Genomic DNA, 26,999 nt, shown 5'->3' on the forward strand with positions numbered 1-26,999 from the left:
GGTGCCCGGCGCTTCTCGGCCGGACGGTCAGGCGTCCGGGACGGGTTCGGGGGCGGGGCCGTTCACATAGCGGATGAGGAGCCGCACCAGCGCGCGCCCGAACTGGAAGAGGATCATCGCCAGGCCGATCAGCGGCAGCACGAGCAGCACGATCTGGAGGCTGGAGGTGACCAGCTGGAGCGCCCCGGCGCCCTGCGACGCCTCGGCCGCGAGCCGCCGCATCATCCACCAGTCCTTGGCGACCAGGTTCGGGACCTGCGTCGCGATCAGCACGAGCTGGAAGACCAGCACCGGGACGATCGTCAGCACCCAGAGCGTGACGAAGAACTGCGGCCAGCGCTTGAGGTCGTCCAGCCGGGCGTCGGCCGGGCGGCGCAGCAGCGTGCGGCGCAGGATCGGCCCGATGTAGCGGAACAGGTCGGGGACGCCGATCAGGTCCGACATGATGTAGTACCCGTCGAACCGCAGCGTCGGCAGCAGCTGCTGGAAGATCTCCAGGTTGACGTACAGCACGGCGACCAGCAGCGGCTCGAAGCCCGTCTGTAGGTACAGCAGCGTCAGCCCGACGATGAAGATGCCGTTGAAGTAGACGCCCGCGAGGTCGGCGCGCAGCCGTCCGCCGCGTCCGAGCCGGTAGGACTCGGTGATGTCGGTGTAGAAGGCGGGCCAGACCAGGTAGATCCCGCAGCCCATGACGCCGGGCCGCACGCCCCCGTACCGGCAGGCGGTCGCGTGCCCGACCTCGTGGAAGGCCACCGACGCGATCCCCAGCCCCATGATCAGCAGAATGCTGACCGGGTTCATGATCGTGTGCTGCATCGCCAGCGGCAGCGAGCGGGTCGTGAACACCCATGTCTCGCTCGCCACCACGGCGACGATCATGAGCGCGAGCGCGACCGGCCGGAACAGCCAGCCGAACAGCCCGCCGACGAACCAGGTCACCGACTCGGGGAACACCGCGATCTTGAACCGCAGCGCCAGGAACGGGTCGGCCTTGACCACGGGCGGCGCCGTGCCGTCGCTGTAGGTGGTGACGCCGAGCGGGGCGAGCTTGCGGTCGACGAGGTAGACGATCTGCTCGCCGGTCAGCCGCGCGCCCGCCGCCGCGCTGGCCTCGGCCGCCACCCGGTCGAGCGCGGACTGGACGTCCTCGCCGGGCCGGGGCTCGTGCTCGTGCAGGGCCTTGGCGACCAGGAACAGCACCGGCGGCAGCCGCACGAGCTGCCGGTTGGGCAGGCTGACCAGGTGGGGCTTCTCCCGGTAGCCCGAGTTCTTGAACTCGCCGACGAGTTCGGTGCCGTCGGCGAGCGTCGGCAGCGTGAGGGCCGCCGGCGGCTCGTCCCCCGCCACGTCCGGTGTCGCGGGACGGCTCATGAGTGATGGTGGTGGTGCAGGACGGTGGCCGGGACGCAGGTGAAGGAGGAGTAGGGCGCCTCCGCCATCAGGCCCGTCCCGAGCAGGCCGGTGGTGCCCGGGGAGTGGACCGCCTGGCAGGCGTAGACGATCGTCGTGTCGCCGGCGCCGGGCCCGGCCCGGCCCGCGCCGGTGGACAGCGCCAGCCGCTCCGGCAGGACCTCGGGAGCGAGCCGGTCGAGGTCGTCGTAACTGAGCGTGTGAGGGTGTGCGGAACGCATCGTGGTCGCTTTCGGATCGTCCGGAAAGAGGGGGAAGGGCCGGCGGGAGAACGCCGGCCCTTCCCATGCGGGCATGAGCCCGCGATCACGCTTGGCCGGGTCAGTGACCCGAGGCCACCACGGAGCTGCTCGCGCAGGTGAACGAGCTGTTGGGGTTCTCCGAGCTGAGGCCCAGGGCCCCGACGAGGCCGCCCTGCGAGTGGGTGATGGTGCCCTGGCAGTTCGGGACGACCGCCGTGGTGCCCCCGCCGCCGTGGCCGTGGCCGCCACCGGCGTTGAGGTTGGTGTTGGTGTTGTCGTTGTCGCTGCCGCCGCCGACGATGAGGGTCGACAGCACGGCGCGCTCGGGCAGGACCTCGCCGGCCAGCAGGTCGAGCTCGGTGTAGCTGAAGGACTTCATGAGGTTCCTTTTCTTTCCTGTCACGCCCGGGATCTCAAGGTGGATACCGGATGTCCCATACCTCGCCACGGGTCGAGGCGAAGTAGCTCTACGTATAGCAGATGTCACTGATGGTGGCCAAGCCTGGGGCGCGGCTCCGGTCGGTCGTGTCGGCCGTCCCCGGCGCACCGATCCCTTGCGCCCAGGGGCCTGTGGCATTTCGATCGGCGGAGGCATGTCGTTCACAGATTGGGTAGGCACCGAGGCGCAGGGCACCGATCAAGGAGGGGCGGCATGGCCGACAACAGCTTCAGCATCGATGTGGCGGCGATCAGGCAGCGGGCCCGCCAGAAGATGGACGACGGTCCGCTGACCGACGGGTACCGGCGCAGCGCGAGCGAGGTCGTGGGCGTGCTCAACGACGTCCTCGCGACCGAGATCGTCTGCTGGATGCGCTACTCGCGGCACGCCATCAGCGCGACGGGGATCGACCGGGCGCAGGTCGCGGCGGAGTTCCACGAGCACGCGGAGGAGGAGCGCGACCACGCGATGCGCGTCGCCGAGCGCATCAGCCAGCTCGGCGGCGACCCCGACTTCGACCCGAAGACGCTCGCGGAGCGCGCGCACACGACCTACGAGACCTTCTCCGACGACGACCTGAAGGGGATGCTGGAGGAGAACCTCGTCGCCGAGCGCATCGTGATCGAGTCCTACCAGGAGATCATCCGCTGGCTGGCCGGCGGCGACGTCACCACGCGCCGCCTGATGGAGCAGATCCTCGCCGAGGAGGAGGAGCACGCCGACGACATCATGGACCTCCTGGGCAGATGACCTTGGGCGAGTCTTGACGATTCAGTTCGGACCAGGGGGTACGCGGACAGCATGGAATTCGGATACACGCTGCTCTGCGAACAGACCCCACCGAAACAGCTCGTCACCGACCTCGTCGAGGCCGAGGAGGCGGGCTTCTCCTACTCGGTGATCTCCGACCACTACTTCCCGTGGCTGGAGGAGATGGGCCATTCCGCCTATGCCTGGTCGGTGCTCGGCGCGCTGGCCCAGGCCACCGACCGCATCCCACTGATGACGTTCGTGACCTGCCCGACCATGCGCTACCACCCGGCCGTGGTGGCGCAGAAGGCCGCGACCGTGGGCGTCCTGTCCGACGGCCGCTTCACGCTCGGCCTCGGCGCGGGCGAGAACCTGAACGAGCACGTCGTCGGGCGCGGCTGGCCTTCGGTGGACGTCCGGCACGAGATGTTCACCGAGGCCGTGGAGATCATCCGGGCCCTGTTCGGCGGCGACTACGTCAACTACCGGGGCCGCCACTTCACCGTCGACTCCGCCAAGATCTACGACCTGCCGCCCCACCCGGTCCGCATCGGCATGGCCGCCTCGGGCCCCCGCTCCGCCCACCTCGCCGCCCGGCACGCCGACGCCCTGATCTCCGACCAGCCGCTCGGCGACGTCGTCCGGCTGTTCAAGAACGAGGCCGGCGTGGGCAAGCCGGCCTACGGCCAGATCCCGATCGGCTTCGGCGACGACCTGGAGGAGGCCAGGCAGCGCGCCTACCGGACGTGGCGGTTCTCCGCCCCGGGCTGGAAGGTGATGGCCGAGCTCCCGGGCCCGGTCAACTTCGAGGCCGCCTCCGGGACCGTCCGCCCGGAGGACGTCCTGAAGTCGATCCCGTGCGGGAACAACGTCGAGGACTACATCGAGGCCGTCCAGCAGTGGTCGGACGCGGGCTTCACCCACGTCTCCTTCTGCCAGAGCGGCGCCGGCCACCAGAAGGACTTCCGGACGTGGGCGGAGTACGACCTGCTCCCCGCCCTCCGCGAACGCTTCCCCTGATCGGCCGCGCGTCAGTCCCGGGCGGGGTCCTGGTCGAGACGCCGTTGGAGACCCGCGTTGATGCGCTGGGCCTCGGCGAGCTGGTCCTCAAGGATGATGATGCGGCAGGCCGCGTCCAGTGCGGTGCCCTCGTCCACCAGGTCGCGGGCGCGTTGGGCCAGGCGCAGCTGGTAGCGCGAGTAGCGGCGGTGGCCGCCGGCGGAGCGCTGCGGGACGAACAGCTTCGCGGCGTCCAGACCGCGCAGGAACGCCGGGGTGACGCCGAGGATCTCGGCGGCCCGCCCCATGCTGTAGGCGGGGTAATCCTCATCGTCCAGCTTGCCGTCCAGGCCGCCGTCCGGCACCGGATCGGCGTCGGGGGCCCGGGTCTGAAGCGGCTGAGGTGGTTTCATAAACCCTTCCGTACTGTAACCGGGCGGACGCGCCCAGATCCGTCGGGGAAACGCCGACGGGCCCCGGCGCCGCAGGGCGGCACCGGGGCCATGAGGTACAACACCATCTAGCCGGCCTTATGGCCGGTTCGTATCCGCACTGGCCGCCAGAGGCGGGGGTGCGGGGATCGCGGATGCGTGACCGTAGACCACCGTCCAATCTGTGGGGCTGCGGTACCCGCGCGGCGTGACTGGAGCCTGCGACGGGCGATCCCGATGGTGCCGAAGACCTCCTTTCGAATGTTTCCCACCTGCATTGACAACTGTTGCGACTTGCCTTCATGCGCCCGGTGGCCCGTTGGCCACCGGGTGTGCGGCCCGCTGTCGGAGTCCCTTGCACTGCGTTGACCCCGGCACGGCCGGGCCGCGCCATCCATCTGTCCCGGCAGTTCGTCATCTGCCGCATCTCATGGACTTGTTCCTCTTCGATGACAGGAACACTACCCCACCCCGCACCAAAAATCTACCTCGATCAACATAGGTTTTCGAAGATCCATCGATGCGGTTGTCTGTCGTGGACGCGTCTGATCCGGCTCCGGCCCCGAGGGGCGCACGGTTTCCGCAGGACAGGGGATCAGCCGCGACGTCCGGGCCGGCGGCTCGCGTGGAAGTTGTGGTCCCGCCGCACCAGGTTGACGATCTTGTCCTGGGTCGCCCGGTCCAGGTTCCCGGCCCTCCGGCGGACCTGTTCCAGCAGGTAGGGGGTTCCGACGCTGAGGGCGTCGACGCCCATCCCCTGGCATCTGCCGACGCCCGCCCGATCGTGCATGACGACGACCGCGGTGTGCACCGGGACGTTGGCCCCACGCGAGCGCAGGAACTTCTCCAGGTCCGCGGCGATCTCGGAGACCTGCCGCCCCCAGCTGCGGCCCCGGCGGTCGGCCAGCGCGCCCGTCTCGACGAGGTTCCCGTAGCGGTCGAACTTCTCGAACCACCACTCGTCGCCGCTGACGTGGACCCGGACGCCCCGTCCCTTGACCTCGATCGCCCAGACGCCGAACGGCCCGACCAGCAGATGGTCGACTTCGCCGCGCCGGTTGGCGTAACCGCGGAAGAGCGTCCAGTCCCCGGGCAGAGAGCGTTGCAGGTCGTGCGTCACGCGTTCCTCGGCGTCGACACCGGCCTGCTGCTGAGCCCGCCTGTGCAGCGCGGAGGTGTCGACCGCCGGGGCCTGCCGCAGCAGCGCCTGCAACTCACGGGCATGCCGTATCCACAGGCCCAACTGCCACCACCGGCGCGAAGCCCGCTGCCGCCGACGGAGGGCGTCCACGGCCTGGGCGTGCCCGGCGACCTGGCTCTGCGTACGGGCGATCGCGGCGTCGGTGCCGCGAAGCTGCGCTGCGGGATGGTCGGACAGCACCTCGATCCGCATCGGTACAAGATAACGCCACGAACCCCCCGTTTCCGGCTCCACCGAGGGTGGCCGTTGGTGGCCAGGGGAGGCGTCCGGGGGTGGGGTTTCTGTCGTGGCGTGGTTGTACGGTCCCGGGCATGTGTCATGGGGAGTGCCGGGGGTGAAGGGGTTTGCGCGGCGGGAGTTTCAGCTCGTCCTGTTGCGGCGTATGGCCGACTACCAGCCCGGCATGGTGGACGAGGCGATGCGTGCGCTCGGGGCGTCCCGGACGGAGATGCGGGAGGTCAACGCGCGCTGGCAGCGGATCGTGCGGTCGCGGACGTTTCCGCGCGGGCGGCGCAGGTACGAGGCCGTGCTCGGGCCCGCGGAGACGGCGGCGCGGCGGGTCGGGGACGTGACGTGCGAGGTCGCCTCGTGGCCGCCGCTGCCGCTGTGGCCGGAGCTGCGCTTCGAGATCATGATGGCGCCGGACGGGTCGGTCGTGCAGGAGTGGCTCGTGCGGGAGGGGGCGGCGCCGCCGGAGTCCGTCGACGAGATGGTGCCCTGGTCGTGCGTTGTCGGCGATCTGGACGGGCGGCTCGGCACGGTCGTCCATCGGGACGGGGACGCGCCCAGCCGGTGGCAGGTCACGATCTCCACGCCGGACGGTTCCACCTGTGTCGCCCATTTCGTGTGGGGGCTCCTCCAGCGCGTGGACGCCGTCTGAAATGGCGAACGTTTGTGTGATCTTGGCGAATTCGCGCACGGGGACTGCGCTGGTATTGCGTCCGCCTTCGTAGCGTGGTGCCCATGTGCGTTGGAGAAGGCCACCGATGCCGGAGGTGACCCGGTACGCCCACGGTGCTCCGTGCTGGGCGGATCTGGCCACGCCGGACCTCGGCGTGTCCATGGCCTTCTACCGCGCGCTGTTCGGCTGGGGCTCCTACACGCTGACCGTCGCCGCGACGGGCGATTACGAGGTGTTCACCCACGGCGGCCCGGACGGGCCCACGGTCTCGGGGATGCAGCCCCTCGTCGACGACACCGAGCCGCCGTCGTGGACGTGCTACGTCCACACCGACGACCTCGACCGCACGTTCCGCGCCGTACTGGACGAGGGCGGGACCGCGCTGGTCGAGCCCGTCACCGTCGCCAACCTCGGACGGATGGCCGTGTGCGTCGACTCGCAGGGCGCCGACTTCGGCATCTACCAGTCCTACGACCACCGGGGCGCGGACGTGATGGACGAGGCGGACGCGCTGTGCTGGATCGAGCTGTGGTGCCGCGACACCGAGGCCGCCAAGCGCTTCTACGGCGCGGTGTTCGGCTGGACGGGCGTCGACCGCGGCTTCGACCGCTGGAACGTCGCCGACCGGGTGTACCGTCCGGGGGTCTACACCGACTGGCTGCTGGGCGACCGTCCGCTCGCGGGGATGCTGCCGATGGACGGGTCGTCCCCGGCGCACTGGATTCCCTACTTCTGGGTCACCGACTGCGACGCGGCCACCGGCGAGGCGGTCGACCTCGGCGCCGGCACCGAGATCCCGCCGAACGACGCCGTGCACGGACGGTTCAGCGTCGTGGCCGACCCCACCGGCGCCCGCCTCGGCCTGTTCACGCCGAGCGAGGCCGTCAAGGAGTTCGTGCGGGCACGCTCATGATCCGCCGAATCCCGGGCGCCCGAAAAGTAGGTAATAGTCGGATTGTGCAAGATTCTCGGAAAAGACCATCGAGCGCGCGTGCACAAATCCGCACTTCTCGGCCGTGTCCGGCTCCGGCCATCGGGCCGGACGGCTTGACTCCGACAAGCGGCGTCAAACCACACAAGGACGGCGGGGCGGGGGGGCGATCGTTTGGGTACGCTGTAACTTTCTGTCGGTACAACCGTCGAGAACTTCGCACGTCCGGCGCGGCGGCGCGGGCGCGAGATTTTCGATCACACCGAGTTATCGCACCGAGCAAGTCTGGCCAGGATTGCCCGTACGCTGGGAGCGTACGGTCGTTGCATACCGTCAAAGAAGACTGGATGGACGAACATGAACAATCTGCTGGAAGTAGAAGCGCCGGGGCTCAAAGATCTGCACGACCTCACCCTGGACGAACTGGTCTCCGACGGCGAGGCGGCCCGTATCGCCGCCCGCCTGACCCGCACCGACGTCCCGGAGCGCGAGGGATCGGATCCGGTCCGGGTCGCGGCGTTCAACTCCTTTATCTAGGATAACAGAGTACGAACGTGCCAACATCCAACGTGTTCCGTCAATTCGTGCTCAAGGTGCACAGCAGATGTGATCTGGCATGTGACCATTGTTATATATTCGAGCACGCGGACCAGAGTTGGCGCGGCCGTTCGACCGAAATGGGCGTCGCGACGATGGCGCGGACGGCGCGGCGGATCGCCGACCACGCGGGACGGCACGGCCTGACCGAGGTCGGCGTCATCCTGCACGGCGGCGAGCCGCTGCTCGCCGGGCCGGGGCACCTCGCCGACCTGATCACCGCCCTGCGCGCGCCCCTGGAGGGCGTCTGCCGCGTCGATCTGCGCCTGCACACCAACGGCGTGCTGCTCGACCGGCGGTTCTGCGAGCTGCTGCGCGCGGAGGGCGTCCGGGTCGGGATCTCGCTCGACGGCGACCGGGAGGCCAACGACCGGCACCGCCGCTACCGCGACGGGCGCAGCAGCTACGACAAGGCGGTACGGGCCATCGGGCTCCTCCGGGCCGAGTACCCGGAGCTGTACTCGGGCATCCTGTGCACGATCGACGTGGCCAACGACCCCACCGCGGTCTACGAGGCCCTGCTCTCCCACGAGCCCCCGGCGATCGACTTCCTCTGGCCGCACCACACCTGGGACCGTCCGCCGCCCCGGACGTCCGCGACCCCCTACGCCGACTGGCTGGCCGTGATCGCCGACCGGTGGCTCGCGGACGGCCGTCCGGTGGCGGTGCGGATGTTCGACTCGATCATCAGCACCGGACGGGGCGGCGCGAGCTTCACCGAGTCGCTCGGCCTGGAGGCCACCGACCTGCTCGTCGTGGAGACCGACGGCGAGTACGAACTCGCCGATTCGCTCAAGACCGCCTACCACGGCGCCCCCGACACCGGCATGAACGTGTTCCGCCACCCGGTCGACGACGTCGCGGCCCACCCCGGCATCCGCGCGCGGCAGGGCGGCACGTCCGCGTTGTGCGAGAAGTGCCGGGAGTGCCCGGTCGTCTCGACCTGCGGGGGCGGCCTGTTCGCTCACCGGCACCGCGCGGGCACCGGGTTCGACAACCCCAGCGTGTACTGCGACGACCTGCTCGCGGTGATCCGGCACGTCCAGCGGCGGACCACCCGCGCCTCGCAGGAGCTCTCGCTGGACGCGCTCATGTCGCTGGCGACCGGCTACGGCGACCCGCCCGCGATCGCGCAGCTCAGGTCCGCCCAGACCACCGGATACCGGACGCTCATCGCCCGCGTCCGCGGCGAGAGCACCCCCTTCAGCGCCCCCTCCGAGGCGTGGACGCTGCTCAACCGCATCGGCTCCGCCCACCCGGAGGCGCTCGACGCGACGCTCGCGCACCCCTACATCCGCGCCTGGGCCGTCCACCGCCTCCGCACCCCCGCGCACCCGCCCGGCGAACCGGACGACGGGTTGCTCGCCACGGTCGCCTGTGTCGCGGCCGCGCGGGCGGGGGTCGCCGCGGCGCTGACCGTCCCCGTGCAGGACGGCGCGATCTACTTTCCCGCGGTCGGCCGCTACGCGGTGCCCGGCCGCGCGAGCACGACCGTCGAGGTTCGCGACGGCGAGCTGCGCGTCGAAGGCGTCACGACGGTCGAGCGCGTCCGCTACCTGACGGCCGGGACGTTCAGCGTCGCGCTGGACGATCTCGACCCGTTCCGCGACTGCCACGACCACCCCGCCGCCGGACGGCTCGACCGGCCCGGCTTCGAGGCGTGGCAGACGGCGTTCCAGGAGGCGTGGGCGCTGCTGGAGAAGCAGTACGCCGAGTACGTGCCCGCGATCGCCGAGGCGCTGACCACGATCGTCCCGCTGGAGGCGCCCGGCCCGGGACGCAGCGTCAGCTCGGCCGCGCGGGACGCGTTCGGCTCGGTCGGGATCGCGCTGCCCGAGAGCCCCGAGCTGCTCTGCCTGCTGCTGCTCCACGAGTTCCAGCACGTCAAGCTGGGCGCGGTGCTGGACTTCGCCGACCTGTACGACCGCCGGGACGACCGCACCTACCACGCGCCCTGGCGCGCCGACCCGCGTCCGCTGGAGGGGCTGCTCCAGGGCACCTACGCGCACATCGCGGTCGCGGACTTCTGGCGCAGGCAGGCGCGGTCCTCGCGGACGGCGGACGAGGCGCGCCGCCATTTCCACGCGTGGTATCCGGAGACGCTCGCGGCCGTCCGCACCCTTCAGCAGTCGGGCGCGCTGACGGGGCTCGGCGAGCAGTTCGTCGCCGCCATGCGCAGGACGCTCGAATCATGGCCCGCACCATAGGAACCGCAGACACCACCGGCAAGGACCACCTGAGGCGTCCCGAAGACGCCCGCCGAGCTCCCGGTAAAAGTACACATCTGTGACGTTGTCCTGGGTCGTTGAATGCCGCTATACAGGGGTGTGACCTGGAAGGGAGCGGTATGCCGGGCAGGATTCAGCCGGACGACCGGCGGCCCCACTTCTTCTTGAGTTATGCCAGGTCGCGCTACCAGCCGGAGTTATCCGACCGCTGGGTCGTGAAGTTCTTCAACGATCTTTGTACGGATGTCGGGCATGCCACGGGCATGCAGAATCCGGGGTTTATGGACAGGCAGATTCCGGCCGGCGGCGAGTGGCCGGATCTGCTCGCCGACGGGCTGGCGAACTGCCGCGTCTTCGTCGCCGTGTTCTCACCCGCCTACTTCCTCAGTGATTACTGCGGGAAGGAGTGGGCCGCCTTCCTGAAGCGCTACCAGGGGCAGGCCGCCGGTCTCGCCCGGCCGACGGCGATCATTCCCGCGATGTGGACGCCGATGGCCCTCAAGGAAATGCCGGAGAGCGTCCGGACCATGCAGAACGTCCCGCCGGGGTTCCCGCCCGCCTACTCGTCGGAGGGCCTGTACGGGATCATGAAACTGGGCCGGTTCCGCGAGCAGTACAAGGAGACCGTGCTGGAGCTCGCGAAACTGATCAAGGCGCGCGCGGCCGAGTGCGCGCTGCCGCCCAGCCCCGTCCCGACGCTGGAGACGCTGCGCAGCGCGTTCGCCGGCGACGCGCCGGACGCCCGCCGCCCCGCGGTCAGGCTCACGCTCGCCGCGCAGGCGATCGGCCAGCTCCCCGAGGGCCGCGGCCCCTACTACTACGGCAAGTCGGCCCGCGAGTGGACGCCCTACCGGGGCCCCGAGCACAGCATCCCGCTCAGCAAGTTCGCCGCGGACATCCTCGGCGAACTCGGCCACTGCGCCGAGATCAAGGGCGTGGACGAGCCCCCGCACGAGCCGGGGGAGGCGCCGAGCGTGCTGCTCGTCGACCCGTGGGCGGCCCGCGACGAGGCGATCGGCAAGCGGCTCCGGCAGATCGACCGCGACCCGGTCACCATGATCGCGCCGTTCAACTCCGGCGACGCCGAGACGGTGGCGAAGTCCGACGAGCTCGCCGAGGGGCTGAACGAGGTGCTGCCGAGGAGCGGCGCCCTCCAGGGCTCCGCCAAGCGGGTCTCGTCCGCCGGAGCGTTCCGCAGCGCGCTCCCGAAGGCCGTCCACGAGGCCGTCACCCGCTACCTGAAGACGACCAACGTCCATCCCCCTCGGACCCCGCCGTCCATGGGCCGTCCGACGCTGCAAGGGCCCGAGTTCTGAGGCGAGGAGAACCATGACGAACGATGGCACGATCGTCACCTTCTACTCCTACAAGGGCGGGACGGGCCGCACCACCGCGCTCGCCAACGTCGCCTGGATCATGGCGGCGGCCGGGTACAAGGTGCTCGTGGTCGACTGGGACCTGGAGTCGCCCGGCCTGCACAAGTTCTTCCACCCCTTCCTGGACCAGAACGTCGTGTCGGCGACGCCCGGGGTGATCGACATGCTCACCGACTACGCGTGGGCGGCGGCGGTGAAGCACGAGAGCGCCGAGGAGAACTGGCACGTGGAGTACGCGCGCATCCTGCGGCACGCGGTGACGCTGGAATGGGACAACTTCCCGGGCGAGGGGACCCTCGACTTCGTCTCCGCCGGACGCCAGAACCGCGACTACTCCTCGCTCATCACCAGCATGGACTGGGACAACTTCTACGAACGCCTCGGCGGCGGGCAGTTCTTCGACGCGCTGCGCGCCGACATGCGCCGCAACTACGACTACACGCTGATCGACAGCCGGACCGGGCTGAGCGACATCGCCGACATCTGCACCGTCCACTTCCCGGACGTCCTCGTCGACTGCTTCACGCTCAGCGACCAGAGCATCGACGGCGCCGCCGCGATCGCCGCGCACATCGACGAGCGCTACCGCGAGCGCGGCATCCGCATCCTGCCCGTCCCGATGCGGATCGAGTTCGGCGAGAACGCGAAGGTGGAGGCGGGACGCGCCTACGCCCGCGCGCGTTTCGACCGTTTCCCGACCGGGATGACGCAGCAGCGGGCGAACCGGTACTGGCTGTCGGTCGAGATCCCCTACCGGCCCTACTACGCGTTCGAGGAGACGCTCGCGACCTTCGGCGACGCGCCCGGTTCGCCGAACTCGATGCTGGCGGCGTTCGAGCGGCTCGCCGCCGAGATCACCGAGGGCCGCGTCGACGGCTACACGCCGATTCCGGAGGAGCTGCGGACCAGCACGCTCGAACGGTTCACGAGGCGCGGGCCGTCGGAGGTCTCGGACGTCCTCATCAGCTACGTCTCCGAGGACCGCCCGTGGGTGGACTGGATGGCCCTCGTCCTCGGCCGCGCCGGGTTCCGGGTCGTCACCCGCAGCGTCGACACCGGGCCGCAGGAGCCGCCCGACGACCGCACCGCCACCGGGCACACGATCGTGCTGTTCTCGCCCGCCTACGTCGTCTCGCAGCGGGCGCAGCGGGCCTGGGAGGCGCTGGCGGGCCGGACCAGCGCGCCGTACCGGCGGCTGACGACGGTCCGGGTGCTGGACGCGCCGCTCAGCGTGGGCTTCAGCGGGCCCGTCCCGCTCGACCTCACCGGGCTCGGCGAGCGCGAGGGCGCCGAGGCGCTCGTGCGCGTGCTCGGCCGGCCGGGGCAGAACGTCGAGTCCTCGGCGGAGCAGTCGCGGGTCGGGCCGCGCTACCCCGGCGGCGCCCGCACCGCGCCGCCGATCTGGAACGTCGATCGGCGCAACGCCGCGTTCACCGGACGCGGCGGCCTGCTGGAGCAGCTCCGCGACCACCTGCTCGGCACCACCCAGCGGCTCGTGCTGCCGCAGGCGCTGCACGGGCTCGGCGGCGTCGGCAAGACGCAGGTCGCGCTGGAGTACGCGCACCGCTTCAAGGCCGACTACGACCTGATCTGGTGGATCAGCGCCCAGTCGCCGGACTCGATCCGCGGCGGGCTCGCGGGCCTCGCCGAGCAGATCGGGCTGCGCGTCGGCGACAGCATCGCCGACGCCGCGACCGCCGCGCTGGAGGCGCTGCGCCGCGGCGAGCCCCACTGCCGCTGGCTGCTGGTCTACGACAACGCCGACAACCCCGAGGAGCTGAAGAACCACCTGCCCGGCGGCGACGGGCACGTGATCATCACCTCCCGGGACCCGGCGTGGACGCAGTTCGCGCAGCCGCTCGCCGTGGACGTGTTCACCGAGGAGGAGTCGGCCGCGCACCTGCTCCGCCGCGTCCAGGAGATCTCCGACGACAACGCCCGCGCGATCGGGACCGCGCTCGGCTACCTGCCGCTCGCGATCGAGCAGGCCGCGGCGTGGCTCGCCTCCACGTTCATGCCCGCGGGCGAGTACCTGGAGGCGCTGGAGAACGAGACGGCCTCGACGCTGGCGCTCAGCACCGAGGCGTTCTCCCAGCCGGTCGCGATGACGTGGAACGTCACGTTCCGGCAGCTCCGGGAGGCCTCCCCGGCGGCGGCGCGGCTGCTGGAGCTGCTGGCGTTCTTCTCCTCGGTGCCGATCTCGCTCGACCTGATCTACAGCGACGAGACCGCCGAGGTGCTGGCGCCCTACGACGAGACGCTCCGCGACAAGCTCGTGCTCGGCAAGCACGTCCGGGAGATCAGCAGGTTCGCGCTGGCGCGGGTCGACCAGGGCAACAACGCGATCCAGGTGCACCCGCTCGTCCAGACGGTGATCCGGCACGGCATGCGGGACGACCCGGTCCTCACCGAGCAGACCTGCCACGACGTCCACCGCATCCTGCTCGGCGCGCGGCCCAAGCACGGCGACACCGACGACCCCGCCAACTGGCCCGCGCTGGACGAGATCCTCCCGCACGTCCGGCCGTCGGTGGCGGCCGAGTGCGACGAGGAGAACGTCCGGCAGATGCTGACCGACCTCGTCCGCTACCAGTGGAAGCGCGGGAACTTCGAGAGCGCGATGGAGGCGGGGGAGGAGCTGACCGCCGCCTGGCAGGGCAAGCTCGGCAAGGACCACTGGCAGTGGCTGTTCCTCCAGTCGCAGATCGCGAACGTGCTGCGCTCGCAGGGCGACTACACCCGCGCCTACGCGCTCGACCAGGACGTGATGAACCGGCAGGTCAGCTCGCCGACGCTCGGCCCCGCGCACCCGCACACGCTGATCACCGCCGGGAACCTCGCGGCCGACCTGCGCGCGATGGGACGGTTCAAGGACGCGCTCGACCTGGACATCCGCACCTACAAGCAGGCGCCGGGGCCGTGGGGGGAGGAGCATCCGCGCACGCTGATGGTCGCGCACAACCTCGCCATCGACTACCGGCTGAACGGCGACCCCGCCAGCGCGTTCCGGTTCGACACCGACACGCTGCACCAGCGCCGGATCGCGCTCGGCGACGACCATCCGTACACGCTGTTCTCCGAGGCGAACGTGGCGCGCGACCTGCGGGAGGCGGGCCGGTACGCGGAGTCGGTCACGATCCTGCGCGATGTCTACCAGCGGTATCTGGACGTCCTCGGCGACCAGATCCTCGACACGCTGCGCACCGGCAAGAGCCTCGCGGTGTCGCTGCGCAAGGCGGGGCGCGCGGCGGAGGCGCTCGCGCTGGCCGAGGAGACCTACGCCCGCTACCAGCGGCACTTCCCCGAGTCGCCCGACACGCTGCCCGCCGACCTGGAGGTGGCGGCGGGCATGTCGGCGCTCGGCGACAAGGTCGGCGCCCGCGACCGGGTCCGCGCCGCGCTCGCGCGGCACATCGCGCAGATGGGCGAGGACCACCCGTACACGCTGATGATCGAGAACAACCTCGGCTGCTACCTGCGCGGCGCGGGGGAGCTGGACGAGGCGCGCGAGCGCGCGGCGCGGGTGGTCGCCGGCCTGGAGTCGCAGCTCGGCGCCGAGCACCCGTTCGTGCTGTCGGCGACGGTCAACCTCGCGAACTGCCTCGGCGACCTGCGGCGCTTCGGCGAGGCCGAGAAGCTGGAGCGGGGCACGCTGCCCCGGCTGGCGCGGGTCCTCGGCGACGACCATCCCGACACCAACGTGTGCCGCGCCAACCTGTCGGTCACGCTGGACGGCATGGGCCGGACGTCGGAGGCGGGCGAGCTGCGCGCCCGGGCGGCGAGCGGGCTGCTCGTCCTGGCCGTGGAGGGCCCGCACCCGACGCTCGTGGACGCGCGCGCCGGGGTCCGCGTCAACCGCGATCTCGAGCTCCAGCCCCTGTGACCACCGGGCCCCGCCGGGGCCAGGGCGCCTCGACCGGGCGGGCCAGCCAGGTCAGCATGTCGGGCAGCACGTCGAACGCTCCGAAGTGCGCCGACCCCGGCTGCACCACCACCGTGGACGTGGGGATCTGGTCGGCGAGCCACCGCGAGTGCCCGGCGGGGGAGAAGGTGTCGTTCGCGCCGTGCCACAGCATGGTAGGGGCGACGATGTCGCCGAGCTCGAACCCCCACGGCGCGCAGAACGCGAGCAGGTCGTCGATCCAGCCGTCGGCGGACGTGCGGAACGCCTCCCGGAAGGTCTCCAGCAGCATCCTGCGCATCCCGCCGTCGCCGACGACCCGCCGGTCCGACCCGGTCAGCTCCGCGTAGAGGTTCGCGACGTGCTGCGCCGGGTTCGCGCGGATCCGGTCGGCGACCGACCGCAGCCGCGCCGACACCAGCTCGCCCTGCCGCCGGACCGCCAGGTACTCGCGGGTGTTGGACGGCGCCATCCCCTCGAACCAGTCGAGCCCCTCCGCGTGCGCCGGGGCGAGCGCGACCAGCGCGGCGACGCGGCGGGCGCGGCCGGGCAGCAGCGCCGCGCAGGCGAGCGCGTGCGGGCCCCCGCCCGAGCGGCCGAGGACGCCGAACTCCGGCAATTCCAGGAAATCGGCTATTCGCCGAACGTCCGCCGCTATATCGCCGACGGCGCGTCCGATCCTGCGGTCCGAGCGCCCGTAACCCGGCCGATCGAAGGAGATCAACCGGATGCCGAGCTGGTAGAGGACCATGGGGCGCGGAATGGGCCCGAGCCTGCTGCCCGGGGTGCCGTGGAGCAGAAAGACCGGATGCCCCGCCGGTTCCCCCCACTCCTCGACCGCGAGCTCCCGCCCGTCCGCTGCGGGCACGACGAACGTCAAACTCCCACCTCCGATCGCGGCGATCCCCAATCCGCTTGTAACTGAACGCGTCCGCACACGTCAAGTGCATATGACGCAGTCCGGCTTTTCGTTAATTGCGGGCGCCGCCTACCCCCGGCCGGTGGAAAACCTTTGGTGCTTTTCGGACGCAGGCAATAGCGTCGCGCGTGCCGTATGGGGACGATCACGTCCCACGGCGGTCGTCCCCTCGACCGAGAGCGAAGGAGGATTCCCGATGACTGCCACATTCCTTGACCTGGTCAAGGTCCGCGGGCATCGGAATCATGGCGCACATAGACGCCGGCAAGACGACGACCGCCGAGCGCATCCTGTTCTACACCGGTGTCTCGCACCGGATCGGCGAGGTGCACGACGGCACCGCCGCGCTGGACTTCATGAAACAGGAGCGCGACCGCGGCATCACGATCACCTCCGCCGCGACGACCTGCCACTGGGACGGGCACACGCTCAACCTCATCGACACCCCGGGCCACGTCGACTTCACCGTCGAGGTCGAGCGCTGCCTGCGGGTGCTCGACGGCGCGGTCGCGGTGTTCGACGCCGTCGCCGGGGTCGAGCCGCAATCGGAGACCGTGTGGCGGCAGGCCGACCGGTACGGCGTGCCGCGCGTCTGCTTCGTCAACAAGATGGACCGCGCGGGCGCCGACCTGGACCGCTGCGTCACGATGATCGCCGACCGGCTCGGCGCGGTGCCGCTGCCCGTGCAGCTGCCGATCGGCGCCGAGGGCGGCTTCACCGGCGTCGTCGACCTGGTGGCGATGCGGGCGCTGGTGTGGTCGGGCGACGACTTCTCCGTACGCGACGTCCCGTCCGCGCTGGTCGAGGAGGCGAGACGACGACGCGGGCGGCTCGTCGAGACCGTCGCGGAGCTGGACGAGCCGCTCATGGGCCTGTACCTGGAGGGCGTCGAGCCGTCCGCCGAGCAGCTGGACGCCGCGATCCGGCGGGTGACGCTCGCCTCGGCGGCGACCCCGGTGTTCTGCGGCAGCGCGTTCAAGAACAAGGGCGTGCAGCCGCTGCTGGACGGCGTCGTCCGATATCTGCCCTCGCCCCTCGACGTGGGCGGGGACGATCGAGAGCGCCCACCCGAGGACGAGCCGCTGTCCGCGCTGGCGTTCAAGATCATGAGTGACCGGCACCTCGGGCGGCTGACGTTCGTCCGGATCTACTCCGGACGGCTGGTCGCCGGGGCATCGGTGTGGAACAGCGTCAAGGGACGGAGGGAACGCGTCGGCAAGCTCTACCGCATGCACGCGAACGCGCGCGAGGAGATCGCGTCGGCGGGCGCGGGCGACATCGTCGCGGTCATGGGCCTGAAACGGACCACGACCGGCGAGACGCTGTGCGCGGAGTCGCACCCGGTGGTCCTGGAGTCGATGGACTTCCCCGCCCCGGTCATCGAGGTCGCCGTCGAGCCCCGCTCGCGGGGCGACCAGGAGCGGCTCGGCGCCGCGATCGCGCGGCTCGCCGAGGAGGACCCGTCCTTCAGCGTGCACGGCGACGCGCGGACCGGCCAGACCGTCCTCGGCGGGATGGGCGAGCTGCACCTGGAGGTCCTCGTCGACCGGATGAAGGAGGAGTTCGGCGTGGAGGCGAACGTCGGCAGGCCCCGCGTCGCCTACCGCGAGACGATCCGCGGCCGCGCCGAGAAGGTCGAGTACAAGCACCGCAAGCAGTCGGGCGGCAAGGGCCAGTACGCGAAGGTGCTGATCTCGGTCGAGCCCTGCGACGTCCCGTACGAGTTCGTGAACCGGGTCACCGGCGGGCGGATTCCGCGCGAGTTCATCCCGTCGGTGGATGCGGGCTGCCAGGACGCGATGCGCTCCGGCGTGCTCGCCGGGTTCGAGATGACCGGGGTGCGGGTCACGCTGCTCGACGGCGACTTCCACCCGGTCGACTCGTCCGAGACGGCGTTCCGGATCGCCGGTTCGCTGGTCTTCCGGGACGCGGTGCGGCGGGCGGCGCCGGTACTGCTCGAACCGGTGATGGCCGTCGAGGTCGGCACGCCCGAGGCGCATCTCGGCGACGTGATCGGCGATCTCCAGGCCCGGCGCGGCCGGGTCGGGTCGATCGGCGCCGCCGGGGTCCGGGCCCGGGTGCCGCTGTCGGAGATGTTCGGCTATGTCGGAGATCTTCGGAGTGCGACGTCGGGCCGCGCCGTGTTCTCGATGCGGTTCGACTCCTACGCGGAGGTCCCCCCGGCCCGCGCCGAGGAGATCATCAGGACCGCGTGACCGCACGCCCCGGGGGCCCAACAGAGGTCGGGTCCCCGGGGCCACGGGTCCCCCGGGTCATCCGAACGCGCGCATGGCGGTGCTGATCATGTCGCGGCTGTCCGCGGGCGGCAGCGCCACGTCCTCGATGAGCTTCCAGGTGTCGGACAGGTCGCGGCCCGCGAGGTCGATGCCGAGCGCGCCGTGCACGAACGAGATCTTGTCCTTGATGACGGGGAACTCCAGCACGTCGAACGAGCCGTGCAGCCCCGCGTGCGCGCCCGCGCTGAACGGGATGACGCGCATGGTCGTGTGCTCGTCCTCCGACAGCTCCAGCAGATGGGCGCACTGCGCGAGCATGACCTCGGGCGGGCCGCCGCGCAGCGCGCTCTCGCAGAAGATCACGTCGAGCGTCCGGGGCAGGCCGCCCGGCCGGTGCCGCTGCCGGTGGGCGAGCAGCTCCCACTCCTCATCGACGTCCACCTCGGGGATGTGGTGCTCGAAGCCGAGCCGGGCGTAGGGCTCGGCGCGCACCAGCTCAGGCACCACCGGAATGCCGTAGGTGTGCACGGTCGTCGCCTCCGACTCCAGCGTGTACAGGTCGCGGACGAGGGCCTTCAGCCGTCCCGCGTGCGGGGCGAGCCACGGCGGCCCGGCCGGACGGGAGGCGAGGTCGATCACCACCGTCCGCATGTCGTGCGGGGGGACGCCGTAGCCGTCGAGGATCTCGCGGGCCTGGTCGGGGGTGACGTGCTCGAATCCGGTCTCCAACCGGATGAGCCAGTCCGCGTCGTGGCCGAGCCTCGCCGACGCGGAGTCGTAGGACAGTTCCAGCGCCTCGCGGATCTGCCGGAAGTGCAGACCCAGCCTGCGGGCGTTGATGTTCGGTGCGCGATAGTCAACCGGCATGTCCCTATCGTGCGCCACGGATGGACGCTGTGCGCAGCGAATCGGTAACACGGTGTCAGGAATTCTCGGCCGGGCCCCGCTCCGATCCGGGGTCGAAGCCTTTCATCCGTTCGAGCACCCGGTCGGCGGTCGGCGCCTCCATGCGGTCGACGATCCGCCCGTCGGACAGGAACACGACCTGGTCGGCGTACCCGGCGGCGGCGGGGTCGTGGGTGACCATGACGATCGTCTGGCCGAACTCCTGGACCGAGCCGCGCAGGAACGCCAGCACCTCCCCGCTGGAGCGCGAGTCGAGGTTGCCGGTCGGCTCGTCCGCGAACACGATCTCGGGACGCGACGCCAGCGCCCGCGCGCACGCCACCCGCTGCTGCTGCCCGCCCGACAGCTCGCTCGGCCGGTGCGAGAGCCGCGGCCGGAGCCCGACCGTGTCGATGATCCGGTCGACCCACGCCGCGTCGGGACGGCGCCCGGCGACGTCCATCGGAAGCGTGATGTTCTCCAGCGCCGACAGCGTCGGCACCAGGTTGAACGCCTGGAACACGAAACCGATCCGGTCGCGGCGCAGCGCGGTCAGCTGCCGGTCGCGCAGCGGTGACAGCGCCGTGTCCCCGATGTACACCTCGCCGCCGTCGACGCGGTCGAGCCCGGCCATGCAGTGCATGAGCGTCGACTTCCCCGACCCCGACGGCCCCATGACGGCGGTGAACCGGCCGCGCGGCATCGCGATCGTGACCTCGTCCAGGGCCGTCACGCCCGTCGCGTCCGAGCCGTAGACCCTGGTGACCCGCTCGGCCCGCGCCGCGGCCATGCCGGTGGTGACGTCCGCTGTGATGCTCATTCCGATCTCCCCTGTCGTGGCTGGGGGACCAGTCCAGCCCACGGCGCGGGACGGGCGTCAGCGCGCAACGTCGAGGGGGCGGGCGACTTACGTCGGTGGCGCGGGGCCGGGCGTCCGACTTTCGTAGGGCGTCCGCGCGCGGCGATCATCCCCGGCGATCCGCCGGGGTAGTCTCACCCCGAACGCTGCCGAAGGGGACGGATCACATCCGATGGGCGCCGGGCCGGTTTCTGGTGGGGGGGCGACCCCCCACGCCCCCCGGAACAGCTCTGTCAGGCTGCTCGTCGTCGACGACGAGCCGATGGTGTGCGCGCACCTGCGGACGATCCTCACCGCCGAGGACGGCCTGGACGTCGTCGGCGAGGCGCACGACGGCGCCGAGGCCGTCGAGTCCGTGCTGCGGCTCGCGCCCGACGTCGTCCTGATGGACCTGCGGATGCCGGGCGTGGACGGCCTGACCGCCATCGAGCGCATCGCGGCGCTGCGCCGCCCGCCGGTGGTGGTCGCGCTCACCACCTTCGACGCCGACTCCTACGTGCTGCGCGCGATGCGGGCGGGCGCGGCGGGCTTCCTGCTGAAGTCGACGCCGCCGGAGGACCTCGTCGGGCTCGTCCGGGTCGCCGCCGACGGCCACACGGTGATGTCCCCGGCCGCGACCCGCCGCCTGCTGGCCTCCGCCGACGACCGCCGCCGGGCCGACCGGCGCCGCGCGTCCCTGGTCGAGGCGCTGACCGAGCGCGAGACGCAGGTGCTGACCTGCCTGGGCGAGGGCCTGTCGAACGCCCAGATCGCGCGCCGCCTCCACCTCACCGAGGCGACCGTGAAGGGCTACGTCTCCCGGCTGCTGATGAAGCTCGACTGCGCGAACCGCACCCAGGCGGGCCTCCTGGCCTACGAGTCCGGCCTCTGTACCCCCTGAATCATCACATTGTGTGATGTGGAGGGCGGGCCGTTCGGCGATGGGGCGGTACCGCTCAGCGAGCGGTTGGCGGCGCTCTCCGCAAGGGATGCGCAGCGGGTGGGCCGTGCGCGGGTGGCGGTTTACGTTTCGGGCCTCTGTTGTCGCGTTTGAAAGGCGTTCAGCATGAAGCCGAAGAGATGGCGCCTGATGGTGGCCGCCGTCGCGTCGTTGGGCGCGGCGTCGGTGGCGTTCACGGTGTCGGGTCCGGCGGGCGGGACGGTGCTCAAGGCGCCCGCGTGCGCGGCCAATACCGTGGTGCAGACCGACCAGGGGCCCGTGTGCGGGACGGTGGGCGACGGCCTCCAGTCGTGGCTCGGGGTGCCGTACGCGGCGCCGCCGGTGGGCGATCTGCGGTGGGCCCCGCCCGAGCCGCACGCGAAGTGGACCGACACCTACCAGGCGACGGAGCGGGGCAGCTCCTGCCCGCAGCCGCAGGGCCTCGGGCCGGGTTCGACCAATGAGGACTGCCTGCGGCTGAACATCGTCCGGCCGCAGAACGCCGACAAGCCGCTCGCGGTGATGGTCGAGCTGCACGGCGGCGGGTTCCGGTTGGGCGGGCCGTCCGACGGGTCGCATCTGGCCAAGGACGGGAATGTTCTTCACGTCGGCGTCGGATACCGGCTCGGTATCTTTGGATTCCTCACGCACGAGGGTTTCGGGAAGAACGCCGGAAACTACGCCCTCCAGGATCAACAGGCGGCGTTGCGCTGGGTGCAACAGAACATCGCGCGGTTCGGCGGCGACCCGAAGAACGTGACCATTTTCGGCGCGTCCGCCGGTGGGTCGAGCGTGTGCGCGAACAGCGTGTCGCCGACCGCGAAGGGACTTTTCCAGAAGGGGATCTCCCAGAGTGGCGAGTACAACTCGCTGCGTGGCGTCGACACCCAGTGGCAGGCGCAGGACTGCAAGGCCAAGCTGCCGAGCGAAGCCGAGGCGCAGGCCGCCGGTAGGCGTTTCGCCACCGCGCTCGGCTGCGCGGACGCGGCGTGCCTGCGGAAACTGCCCGTGCAGAAACTGCTGGACCAGGCGGGCGGCGGCATCGGCGCCGACCGCGGGACGCAGGGTCCGGTCGTCGACGGCAGGACCCTGCCGCTCGCGCCCGGCGAAGCGTTCGCCAAGGGGAAGATCAACGACGTCTCGCTCATGCACGGCGTCGCCCGCGACGAGACGCAGCTCAGGGCGGCCACCACGCCCGCGGAGTACCAGGCGCTGATCAAGGAGCAGTACGGCGACATCGCCGACGAGGTCATGAAGCTGTACCCGATCAACCGCTACCCCGAGCCGTCGGCGTTCATCGCCTCCCGGACGATCATCGCCGATTCGAACTCGGTGTGCCCGGCGCTGCTCAACGACAAGCGGCTGGCCCGGCATATCAAGGTGTTCGCGTACCAGACCGACAACTCCGACGCGCCGCCCATGTTCTTCCTGGACAAGACGAAACCCAACGGTTCCTACCACATCAGTGAGAGCCCGTTCCTGTCGCCGTTCCCCGGCGGCGGCGAGCTGACCCAGAACCAGAAGTCGTTCGGCGCACAGCTCACCGCGCAATGGACGGGTTTCGCGCGCACCGGGAATCCGACCGTGGACGGAACGCCGTTCTGGTCGCCGTTCACCACCGCCGACAACGCGGTGATGAAGCTCGTTCCCGCAGGTGACAGTGAACTCACCCGGGAGATCGGCGAGCAGCACCACTGTGGATTCTGGGACCGGTACACCCCCTACCGCCGCTGAATTGTCGGGGAACGTCCAATGTTGTGCCCTACGTGCCAGAGCCGCACCTGCCCATTGATCGCTGGCGAGCACCTGGATTCCATGAGTGCATGCACGCCACTGTGGTCGCCGGCGCCTGCGGCCTCGCCGCGATGATCATCGGCATGCGCACCGTCGCCCGGCACCGACCGCCCGTGGGCGGCCGCACCCCCGCCGACCGCTCCCGCCACGGCGGGAGCCCGGCGGGGGGCGCGGCGCGGGCGATCGGCGGTGTCGCGCGCGCGGCACGGGCGCTCCACGGCGGCCCGTCCGCCGGCGGCGCCGAGGCCGCCGCGCGGCACCTGCGGGCGGCGCTCGGCTGCGCCGCCGTCGCGGTGACCGACGGCGAGCACCTGCTCGCCTGGGACGGCACGGGCACGCGGCACGCCCCAGAGGCTCCCGAGCACGCCCGCACCGGCGAGGTCCGGTGCGCCGACCCGCGCTGCCCCGTGCGCCGCGTCGTGGCCGTCCCGTTCGACGGCGGCACGCTCGCCGCGTACGGCCCGGCGGTGACCCGGGACGTCCTCGACGACGTCGTGTTACTGCTGAAACCCCGGGGCGGTTCCGCGGAGTGTGGGGCGACGTCCCCCCGCGAGGAACCGGCTCGTTCGCACGAACGCGCTACGGACGGGGCCCCGGGCCGCCCGCCCACCGCCGAGGTCATCCCCGCCGGGGTGGGCAGCGTGATCCGGTTCGTCCGCCGCGCGGACGTGCGCTATGCCGAGGCGCACGGCGACTACGCGCGGCTCTACACGCAGGCGGGCAGCCATCTCGTCCGGGTGTCGCTGGCGGCGCTGGAGGAGGCGTGGGGCGATGCCGGTTTCGTCCGCATCCACCGGTCGCACCTGGTGGCGCTCGCGCACGTCGACGAGATGGTCCTGGACCGCGGCCGGTGCACGCTGCGCGTCGGCGGCGCCCGCCTGACCGTCAGCCGTCGCAACACCGGCGCGCTCCGCGACCGCCTGGTCCGCGACATCCGTCCGGGCTCGCCCTGAGGCCCGGCCCCCCGAACCGGCCGTGTCCCGACGGGCCCAGCCCCGATCGACCTTCAAAAGGCCCGCCCGACCGGTGCGTTCGAGGGACAGCTCCCATACAGGTCCGGCCGGATTTCCCAGAGCGTCCGGCCGGAACCCCGCCAAGTGAAGGGAACGACGATGCATCCGATCGGACGCGGCCGCCTGCTGAAGGCGGCCGCCGTACTCGCCGCGGGCTGTCTGGCCGTGGCGTCGAGCGTGACGAGCGCCTCGGGCCGGCCGATGTCGGGCGACTGGCCCACCTGGCAGAAGGACATGCGCGGCTCCCGCTATGCCGCGCAGGAACGCCAGATCAACACCAGGAACGTCGGCGACCTGAAGCTGAAGTGGGCCTTCGGCTTCCCCCGCCAGGCCGGCGCCCCGCACAGCCAGCCGGCGGTGGTCGGCGACACGATCTACTTCGGCGGCCCCGACGGCCAGTTCCGGGCGCTGAACGCCAGGACCGGCGCGCCGAAGTGGCAGTTCGACCTGTCCACCGTCGGGACCGGGTTCACCCAGGTCCGGGACGGCGCGTCGGTGACCGAGGGGCACGTCTACTTCGGCGACACCCGCGGCTACATCTACTCGCTCGACCAGCGGAGCGGCAAGCTCGACTGGGCGACGCGGGTCGAGGACCACGTCAGCGCCACCGTCACCAGCTCGCCGATCGTGTTCCGCGGCCGGGTGTACGTCGGGGTGTCCAGCGGTGAGAACCTCATGGGCAAGGAGCACCCCTGCTGCACCTTCCGCGGGCAGGTCAACGCGCTGGACGCGCGCACCGGCAAGATCGATTGGAAGTTCTACACGGTCCCCGAGCCGAAGCAGGACGGGACGTGGCCGAACGGCGTGCCGCGCTACGGGCCGTCGGGCGCCGGGGTGTGGAGCACGCCTGCCATCGACCCCGAGACCCGGACGCTGTACGTCGGCACCGGGCAGAACTACAGCGGCAGCGGCGGGCACTTCGACTCGGTGCTCGCGCTGGACACCGACACCGGCAAGGCGCGCTGGACGCGCAAGATGACCGACGTCGACACCTGGCGGCGCGAGTGCAACAGCCCCTCCCCCGAGGACCAGAAGTACTGCCCGAACCTGCCCGACGGCACCGCGCTCGACTTCGACCTCGGCGCGGCGCCGAACCTGTTCACGGCCGGTGGCAAGCACCTGATCGGCATCGGCCAGAAGCTCGGCGTCTACCACGTCCTGGACGCGAGCACCGGTGAGATCGTCTGGCAGCGGCAGCTCTCCAAGCCGATGCCGGGCGGCGGGCTGAGCGGGATCCAGTGGGGCAGCAGCTACGACGGCCACCGCCTCTACATCGCGACCTACATGGGCAACCCCGGCACGCTGTACGCCATCGACCCGGCCAACGGGCACATCATCTGGAACACCCCGAACCCGGCGGACGGCTGCACGACCGGCGGCGCGGCGCAGTACCCGAACGTGTGCCGCCTCGGCCACCCGCCCGCGGTGAGCACCTCGCCCGGCCTGGTGTGGGAGGGCAGCATGGACGGCAAGCTGCGCGCCTACTCCGCCGAGGACGGCAAGGTCCTGTGGTCCTTCGACACGATCACCGACATCCCGACCGTCAACGGCGGCGTCGGGCGCGGCGGCTCCCTCTCCGGCGGGGGCGGCGCGGTGGTCTCGCAGGGCATGGTCTACGCCCTGACCGGTGACATGTTCACCCCCTACCCGAACGACAAGGGATCGGTGCTGCTGGCCTTCGGCCGCTAGTCACCGGCTGCGAACCGGGCGGCCCGTCGAAGACGCTCTCCCAGCCGGCGGGCCGCCCTCAGCCGTTCTCGACCTCGTTCTCAACCCCGTCGTACCGGACGGCCGGAGCGGTGCCAGCGCGCGAACCCGCCGTCCAGCGCACGGGCCTCGAAGCCGTGCTCGCGGAGCAGGCGGACCGCGTCGGGCGAGACCACGCAGTACGGCCCGCCGCAGTAGGCGACGATCTCGCCGTCCGGGGGAAGCTCGCCGAGCCGGTCCCGGAGCTGCTCGAACGGCACCGACACCGCGCCCGGCACGTGCCCGCGCGCGTACTCCTCGGCGGACCGGACGTCGACGACCAGCGTCCCGGGGTCGGACAGCCGCTCCGCGAGGTCGCCCGCCGCGACCGCCTCGACCCCGCCGCCGAGGTGGACGGCGACCGACGCGCGCAGGTCGGCGAGCCGGTCGTAGGCGAGGCCCTGCATCTCGTCCAGGAACCGCGAGATCCGCGGGTCCGCGACCCGGTAGTGGACGTGCGTCCCCGACCTGCGGGCGGTCACGAGGTGGGCGGCGCGGAGCCGCTGCAACTGCGCCGAGGTGTTCTTCAGCGGTATCCCGGCCGCCTCGGCGAGCTCCTCGACCGTGCGCTCCCCCTGGTCCAGGACGTCGAGCAGGCGCAGCCTGACCGGGCTCGCGAGCGCCTTGCCGAGCCGCGCGAGCTGCTCGTAGATCGGCTCCTCCGCGAAATCACTCATCACACCATGTACTGGTCGTGGCGCCGGTAGATGTCGGCCCACTCCTCCTCGCTCGGCCGCCGCCCCGATTCGGCGATCTCGGCCAGCTCCTCGAAGTAGCCCTCGCGCGGCGCACCGGGCGTGAACAGCAGCAGCATCGAGGCGGGTTCGCCGGACTCGTTGCGGAACCCGTGCACGCCGCCCTCCGGGACGAACATGAAGTCCCCGGCCGTGGCGTCCCTCCAGCCGGTCCCGTCGTGGAGCCGGACCGTCCCGGACAGGACGTAGAAGGACTCGGTGATCGTCCGGTGGAAGTGCGGCATCGGCCCGGACGGGCCCGGCCCCATCTCCCACCGGTACAGCCCGAACGCCCCGCCGGTGGACCCGCCCGTGGCCAGGTAGCCGACGCGGGTCCCGGTGTGCACGCGGTCGGCGTCGCTCGCCCCGATGACCAGGTCGGGCGCGGTGTCGCCGGGACGCACCACGGCGCTGCTCTCGCCGTGCTCCTTGAGATAACGCGGATCGGGATACGACATGACCTTTCCTCCCTAGTTCTACAGAA

The 26,999-nt window shown here is 71.2% G+C and carries 22 protein-coding genes and 1 pseudogene; 13 read left to right on the forward strand and 10 right to left on the reverse strand.

Going from position 1 to position 26,999, the window contains the following annotated elements; all coding sequences use genetic code 11:
* Positions 1-27 precede the first annotated feature (27 nt).
* The 3 genes from K2F47_RS16690 to K2F47_RS16700 all read right to left on the reverse strand — a co-directional run bounded on the left by K2F47_RS16690 (position 28) and on the right by K2F47_RS16700 (position 2,034).
* A complete protein-coding gene (locus K2F47_RS16690) occupies positions 28-1,374 on the reverse strand; it encodes a hypothetical protein (protein ID WP_242904124.1) in 1,347 nt (448 codons plus the stop codon).
* Positions 1,371-1,634, reverse strand: a complete 264-nt coding sequence (locus K2F47_RS16695) for a hypothetical protein (RefSeq protein WP_242904126.1) — start codon at positions 1,632-1,634, stop codon at positions 1,371-1,373. Before K2F47_RS16695 ends, K2F47_RS16690 begins: the two co-directional genes overlap by 4 nt.
* A 100-nt stretch (positions 1,635-1,734) precedes the next feature.
* On the reverse strand, positions 1,735-2,034 hold the full coding sequence (locus tag K2F47_RS16700) for a hypothetical protein (protein WP_242904128.1): 300 nt from the start codon (positions 2,032-2,034) through the stop codon (positions 1,735-1,737).
* A gap of 273 nt (positions 2,035-2,307) precedes the next feature.
* On the opposite strand from K2F47_RS16700, the gene K2F47_RS16705 reads away from it, so the two are divergent.
* Entirely contained in the window at positions 2,308-2,844 is a 537-nt protein-coding gene (locus K2F47_RS16705; RefSeq protein ID WP_242904130.1) for a DUF892 family protein, read from the forward strand.
* Between the two features lie 51 nt (positions 2,845-2,895).
* Positions 2,896-3,864, forward strand: a complete 969-nt coding sequence (locus tag K2F47_RS16710) for a TIGR03557 family F420-dependent LLM class oxidoreductase (RefSeq protein WP_242904137.1) — start codon at positions 2,896-2,898, stop codon at positions 3,862-3,864.
* 11 nt (positions 3,865-3,875) lie between these two features.
* Here the strand turns inward: K2F47_RS16710 and K2F47_RS16715 are convergent, their stop codons facing one another.
* On the reverse strand, positions 3,876-4,151 hold the full coding sequence (locus K2F47_RS16715) for a MerR family transcriptional regulator (RefSeq protein WP_242905996.1): 276 nt from the start codon (positions 4,149-4,151) through the stop codon (positions 3,876-3,878).
* A 718-nt stretch (positions 4,152-4,869) separates the two neighbouring features.
* The gene (locus tag K2F47_RS16720; protein ID WP_242904140.1) at positions 4,870-5,667 is read right to left on the reverse strand and encodes a nuclease-related domain-containing protein; all 798 of its coding nucleotides are present in this window, start codon (positions 5,665-5,667) and stop codon (positions 4,870-4,872) included.
* Between the two features lie 142 nt (positions 5,668-5,809).
* Here K2F47_RS16720 and K2F47_RS16725 point away from each other — a divergent pair, with 142 nt between their 5' ends.
* From K2F47_RS16725 to fxsT, 6 genes are all read left to right on the forward strand, one after another.
* Positions 5,810-6,355 (forward strand): hypothetical protein, encoded by a 546-nt coding sequence (locus tag K2F47_RS16725; RefSeq protein WP_242904142.1) that lies wholly within the window; start codon positions 5,810-5,812, stop codon positions 6,353-6,355.
* 106 nt (positions 6,356-6,461) lie between these two features.
* Positions 6,462-7,289: a VOC family protein gene (locus K2F47_RS16730; RefSeq protein WP_242904150.1), complete on the forward strand. Its 828-nt coding sequence runs from the start codon at positions 6,462-6,464 to the stop codon at positions 7,287-7,289.
* A 375-nt stretch (positions 7,290-7,664) separates the two neighbouring features.
* Positions 7,665-7,844: a hypothetical protein gene (locus tag K2F47_RS16735; protein ID WP_242904152.1), complete on the forward strand. Its 180-nt coding sequence runs from the start codon at positions 7,665-7,667 to the stop codon at positions 7,842-7,844.
* A 17-nt stretch (positions 7,845-7,861) separates the two neighbouring features.
* Positions 7,862-10,111 carry an FxsB family cyclophane-forming radical SAM/SPASM peptide maturase gene (locus K2F47_RS41400; protein ID WP_242904159.1) on the forward strand — a complete coding sequence of 750 codons (2,250 nt, stop codon included), beginning with the start codon at positions 7,862-7,864 and terminating at the stop codon, positions 10,109-10,111.
* 140 nt (positions 10,112-10,251) lie between these two features.
* Positions 10,252-11,448 carry a TIR-like protein FxsC gene (locus K2F47_RS16745; RefSeq protein WP_242904174.1) on the forward strand — a complete coding sequence of 399 codons (1,197 nt, stop codon included), beginning with the start codon at positions 10,252-10,254 and terminating at the stop codon, positions 11,446-11,448.
* 13 nt (positions 11,449-11,461) lie between these two features.
* A complete protein-coding gene (gene fxsT / locus K2F47_RS16750; protein ID WP_242904182.1) occupies positions 11,462-15,391 on the forward strand; it encodes an FxSxx-COOH system tetratricopeptide repeat protein in 3,930 nt (1,309 codons plus the stop codon).
* Here the strand turns inward: fxsT and K2F47_RS16755 are convergent.
* Positions 15,360-16,289, reverse strand: a complete 930-nt coding sequence (locus K2F47_RS16755) for an alpha/beta fold hydrolase (RefSeq protein WP_242904184.1) — start codon at positions 16,287-16,289, stop codon at positions 15,360-15,362. The two genes, fxsT and K2F47_RS16755, sit on opposite strands and share 32 nt — an antisense overlap.
* A 235-nt stretch (positions 16,290-16,524) precedes the next feature.
* Here K2F47_RS16755 and fusA point away from each other — a divergent pair.
* Positions 16,525-18,544 (forward strand): annotated as a pseudogene (fusA, locus tag K2F47_RS16760) (elongation factor G).
* Between the two features lie 57 nt (positions 18,545-18,601).
* Here fusA and K2F47_RS16765 read toward each other — a convergent pair.
* Positions 18,602-19,432: a helix-turn-helix domain-containing protein gene (locus K2F47_RS16765; protein ID WP_242904186.1), complete on the reverse strand. Its 831-nt coding sequence runs from the start codon at positions 19,430-19,432 to the stop codon at positions 18,602-18,604.
* Between the two features lie 55 nt (positions 19,433-19,487).
* The gene (locus tag K2F47_RS16770) at positions 19,488-20,270 is read right to left on the reverse strand and encodes an ABC transporter ATP-binding protein (RefSeq protein ID WP_242904187.1); all 783 of its coding nucleotides are present in this window, start codon (positions 20,268-20,270) and stop codon (positions 19,488-19,490) included.
* A gap of 211 nt (positions 20,271-20,481) precedes the next feature.
* On the opposite strand from K2F47_RS16770, the gene K2F47_RS16775 reads away from it, so the two are divergent.
* The 4 genes from K2F47_RS16775 to K2F47_RS16790 all read left to right on the forward strand — a co-directional run bounded on the left by K2F47_RS16775 (position 20,482) and on the right by K2F47_RS16790 (position 25,724).
* Positions 20,482-21,189, forward strand: a complete 708-nt coding sequence (locus K2F47_RS16775) for a response regulator (protein WP_242904189.1) — start codon at positions 20,482-20,484, stop codon at positions 21,187-21,189.
* Between the two features lie 165 nt (positions 21,190-21,354).
* Positions 21,355-22,962 carry a carboxylesterase/lipase family protein gene (locus K2F47_RS16780; protein WP_242904191.1) on the forward strand — a complete coding sequence of 536 codons (1,608 nt, stop codon included), beginning with the start codon at positions 21,355-21,357 and terminating at the stop codon, positions 22,960-22,962.
* Between the two features lie 89 nt (positions 22,963-23,051).
* Positions 23,052-23,975, forward strand: coding sequence for a LytR/AlgR family response regulator transcription factor (locus tag K2F47_RS16785; RefSeq protein WP_242904193.1), 924 nt, complete (start codon positions 23,052-23,054; stop codon positions 23,973-23,975).
* Positions 23,976-24,134: 159 nt separating this feature from the next.
* On the forward strand, positions 24,135-25,724 hold the full coding sequence (locus K2F47_RS16790; protein ID WP_242904195.1) for an outer membrane protein assembly factor BamB family protein: 1,590 nt from the start codon (positions 24,135-24,137) through the stop codon (positions 25,722-25,724).
* An 80-nt stretch (positions 25,725-25,804) separates the two neighbouring features.
* Here K2F47_RS16790 and K2F47_RS16795 read toward each other — a convergent pair whose 3' ends face one another.
* Both K2F47_RS16795 and K2F47_RS16800 read right to left on the reverse strand, forming a co-directional pair.
* On the reverse strand, positions 25,805-26,458 hold the full coding sequence (locus K2F47_RS16795) for an ArsR/SmtB family transcription factor (protein ID WP_242904203.1): 654 nt from the start codon (positions 26,456-26,458) through the stop codon (positions 25,805-25,807).
* Positions 26,458-26,973 (reverse strand): cupin domain-containing protein, encoded by a 516-nt coding sequence (locus tag K2F47_RS16800; protein ID WP_242904205.1) that lies wholly within the window; start codon positions 26,971-26,973, stop codon positions 26,458-26,460. Before K2F47_RS16800 ends, K2F47_RS16795 begins: the two co-directional genes overlap by 1 nt.
* Positions 26,974-26,999 lie beyond the last annotated feature (26 nt).

Source organism: Actinomadura terrae (genome assembly GCF_022751215.1).
Taxonomy (GTDB): Bacteria; Actinomycetota; Actinomycetes; order Streptosporangiales; family Streptosporangiaceae; genus Spirillospora; species Spirillospora terrae.

Excerpts from the sequence above, each read along its gene's own strand:
- K2F47_RS16690 (WP_242904124.1), bottom strand. The coding sequence starts at position 1,374 with ATGAGCCGTCCCGCGACACCGGACGTGGCGGGGGACGAGCCGCCGGCG.
- K2F47_RS16695 (WP_242904126.1), bottom strand. The coding sequence starts at position 1,634 with ATGCGTTCCGCACACCCTCACACGCTCAGTTACGACGACCTCGACCGG.
- K2F47_RS16700 (WP_242904128.1), bottom strand. The coding sequence starts at position 2,034 with ATGAAGTCCTTCAGCTACACCGAGCTCGACCTGCTGGCCGGCGAGGTC.
- K2F47_RS16705 (WP_242904130.1), top strand. The coding sequence starts at position 2,308 with ATGGCCGACAACAGCTTCAGCATCGATGTGGCGGCGATCAGGCAGCGG.
- K2F47_RS16710 (WP_242904137.1), top strand. The coding sequence starts at position 2,896 with ATGGAATTCGGATACACGCTGCTCTGCGAACAGACCCCACCGAAACAG.
- K2F47_RS16715 (WP_242905996.1), bottom strand. The coding sequence starts at position 4,151 with ATGGGGCGGGCCGCCGAGATCCTCGGCGTCACCCCGGCGTTCCTGCGC.
- K2F47_RS16720 (WP_242904140.1), bottom strand. The coding sequence starts at position 5,667 with ATGCGGATCGAGGTGCTGTCCGACCATCCCGCAGCGCAGCTTCGCGGC.
- K2F47_RS16730 (WP_242904150.1), top strand. The coding sequence starts at position 6,462 with ATGCCGGAGGTGACCCGGTACGCCCACGGTGCTCCGTGCTGGGCGGAT.
- K2F47_RS16735 (WP_242904152.1), top strand. The coding sequence starts at position 7,665 with ATGAACAATCTGCTGGAAGTAGAAGCGCCGGGGCTCAAAGATCTGCAC.
- K2F47_RS16745 (WP_242904174.1), top strand. The coding sequence starts at position 10,252 with ATGCCGGGCAGGATTCAGCCGGACGACCGGCGGCCCCACTTCTTCTTG.
- fxsT (WP_242904182.1), top strand. The coding sequence starts at position 11,462 with ATGACGAACGATGGCACGATCGTCACCTTCTACTCCTACAAGGGCGGG.
- K2F47_RS16765 (WP_242904186.1), bottom strand. The coding sequence starts at position 19,432 with ATGCCGGTTGACTATCGCGCACCGAACATCAACGCCCGCAGGCTGGGT.
- K2F47_RS16770 (WP_242904187.1), bottom strand. The coding sequence starts at position 20,270 with ATGAGCATCACAGCGGACGTCACCACCGGCATGGCCGCGGCGCGGGCC.
- K2F47_RS16775 (WP_242904189.1), top strand. The coding sequence starts at position 20,482 with ATGGGCGCCGGGCCGGTTTCTGGTGGGGGGGCGACCCCCCACGCCCCC.
- K2F47_RS16780 (WP_242904191.1), top strand. The coding sequence starts at position 21,355 with ATGAAGCCGAAGAGATGGCGCCTGATGGTGGCCGCCGTCGCGTCGTTG.
- K2F47_RS16785 (WP_242904193.1), top strand. The coding sequence starts at position 23,052 with ATGCACGCCACTGTGGTCGCCGGCGCCTGCGGCCTCGCCGCGATGATC.
- K2F47_RS16790 (WP_242904195.1), top strand. The coding sequence starts at position 24,135 with ATGCATCCGATCGGACGCGGCCGCCTGCTGAAGGCGGCCGCCGTACTC.
- K2F47_RS16795 (WP_242904203.1), bottom strand. The coding sequence starts at position 26,458 with ATGAGTGATTTCGCGGAGGAGCCGATCTACGAGCAGCTCGCGCGGCTC.
- K2F47_RS16800 (WP_242904205.1), bottom strand. The coding sequence starts at position 26,973 with ATGTCGTATCCCGATCCGCGTTATCTCAAGGAGCACGGCGAGAGCAGC.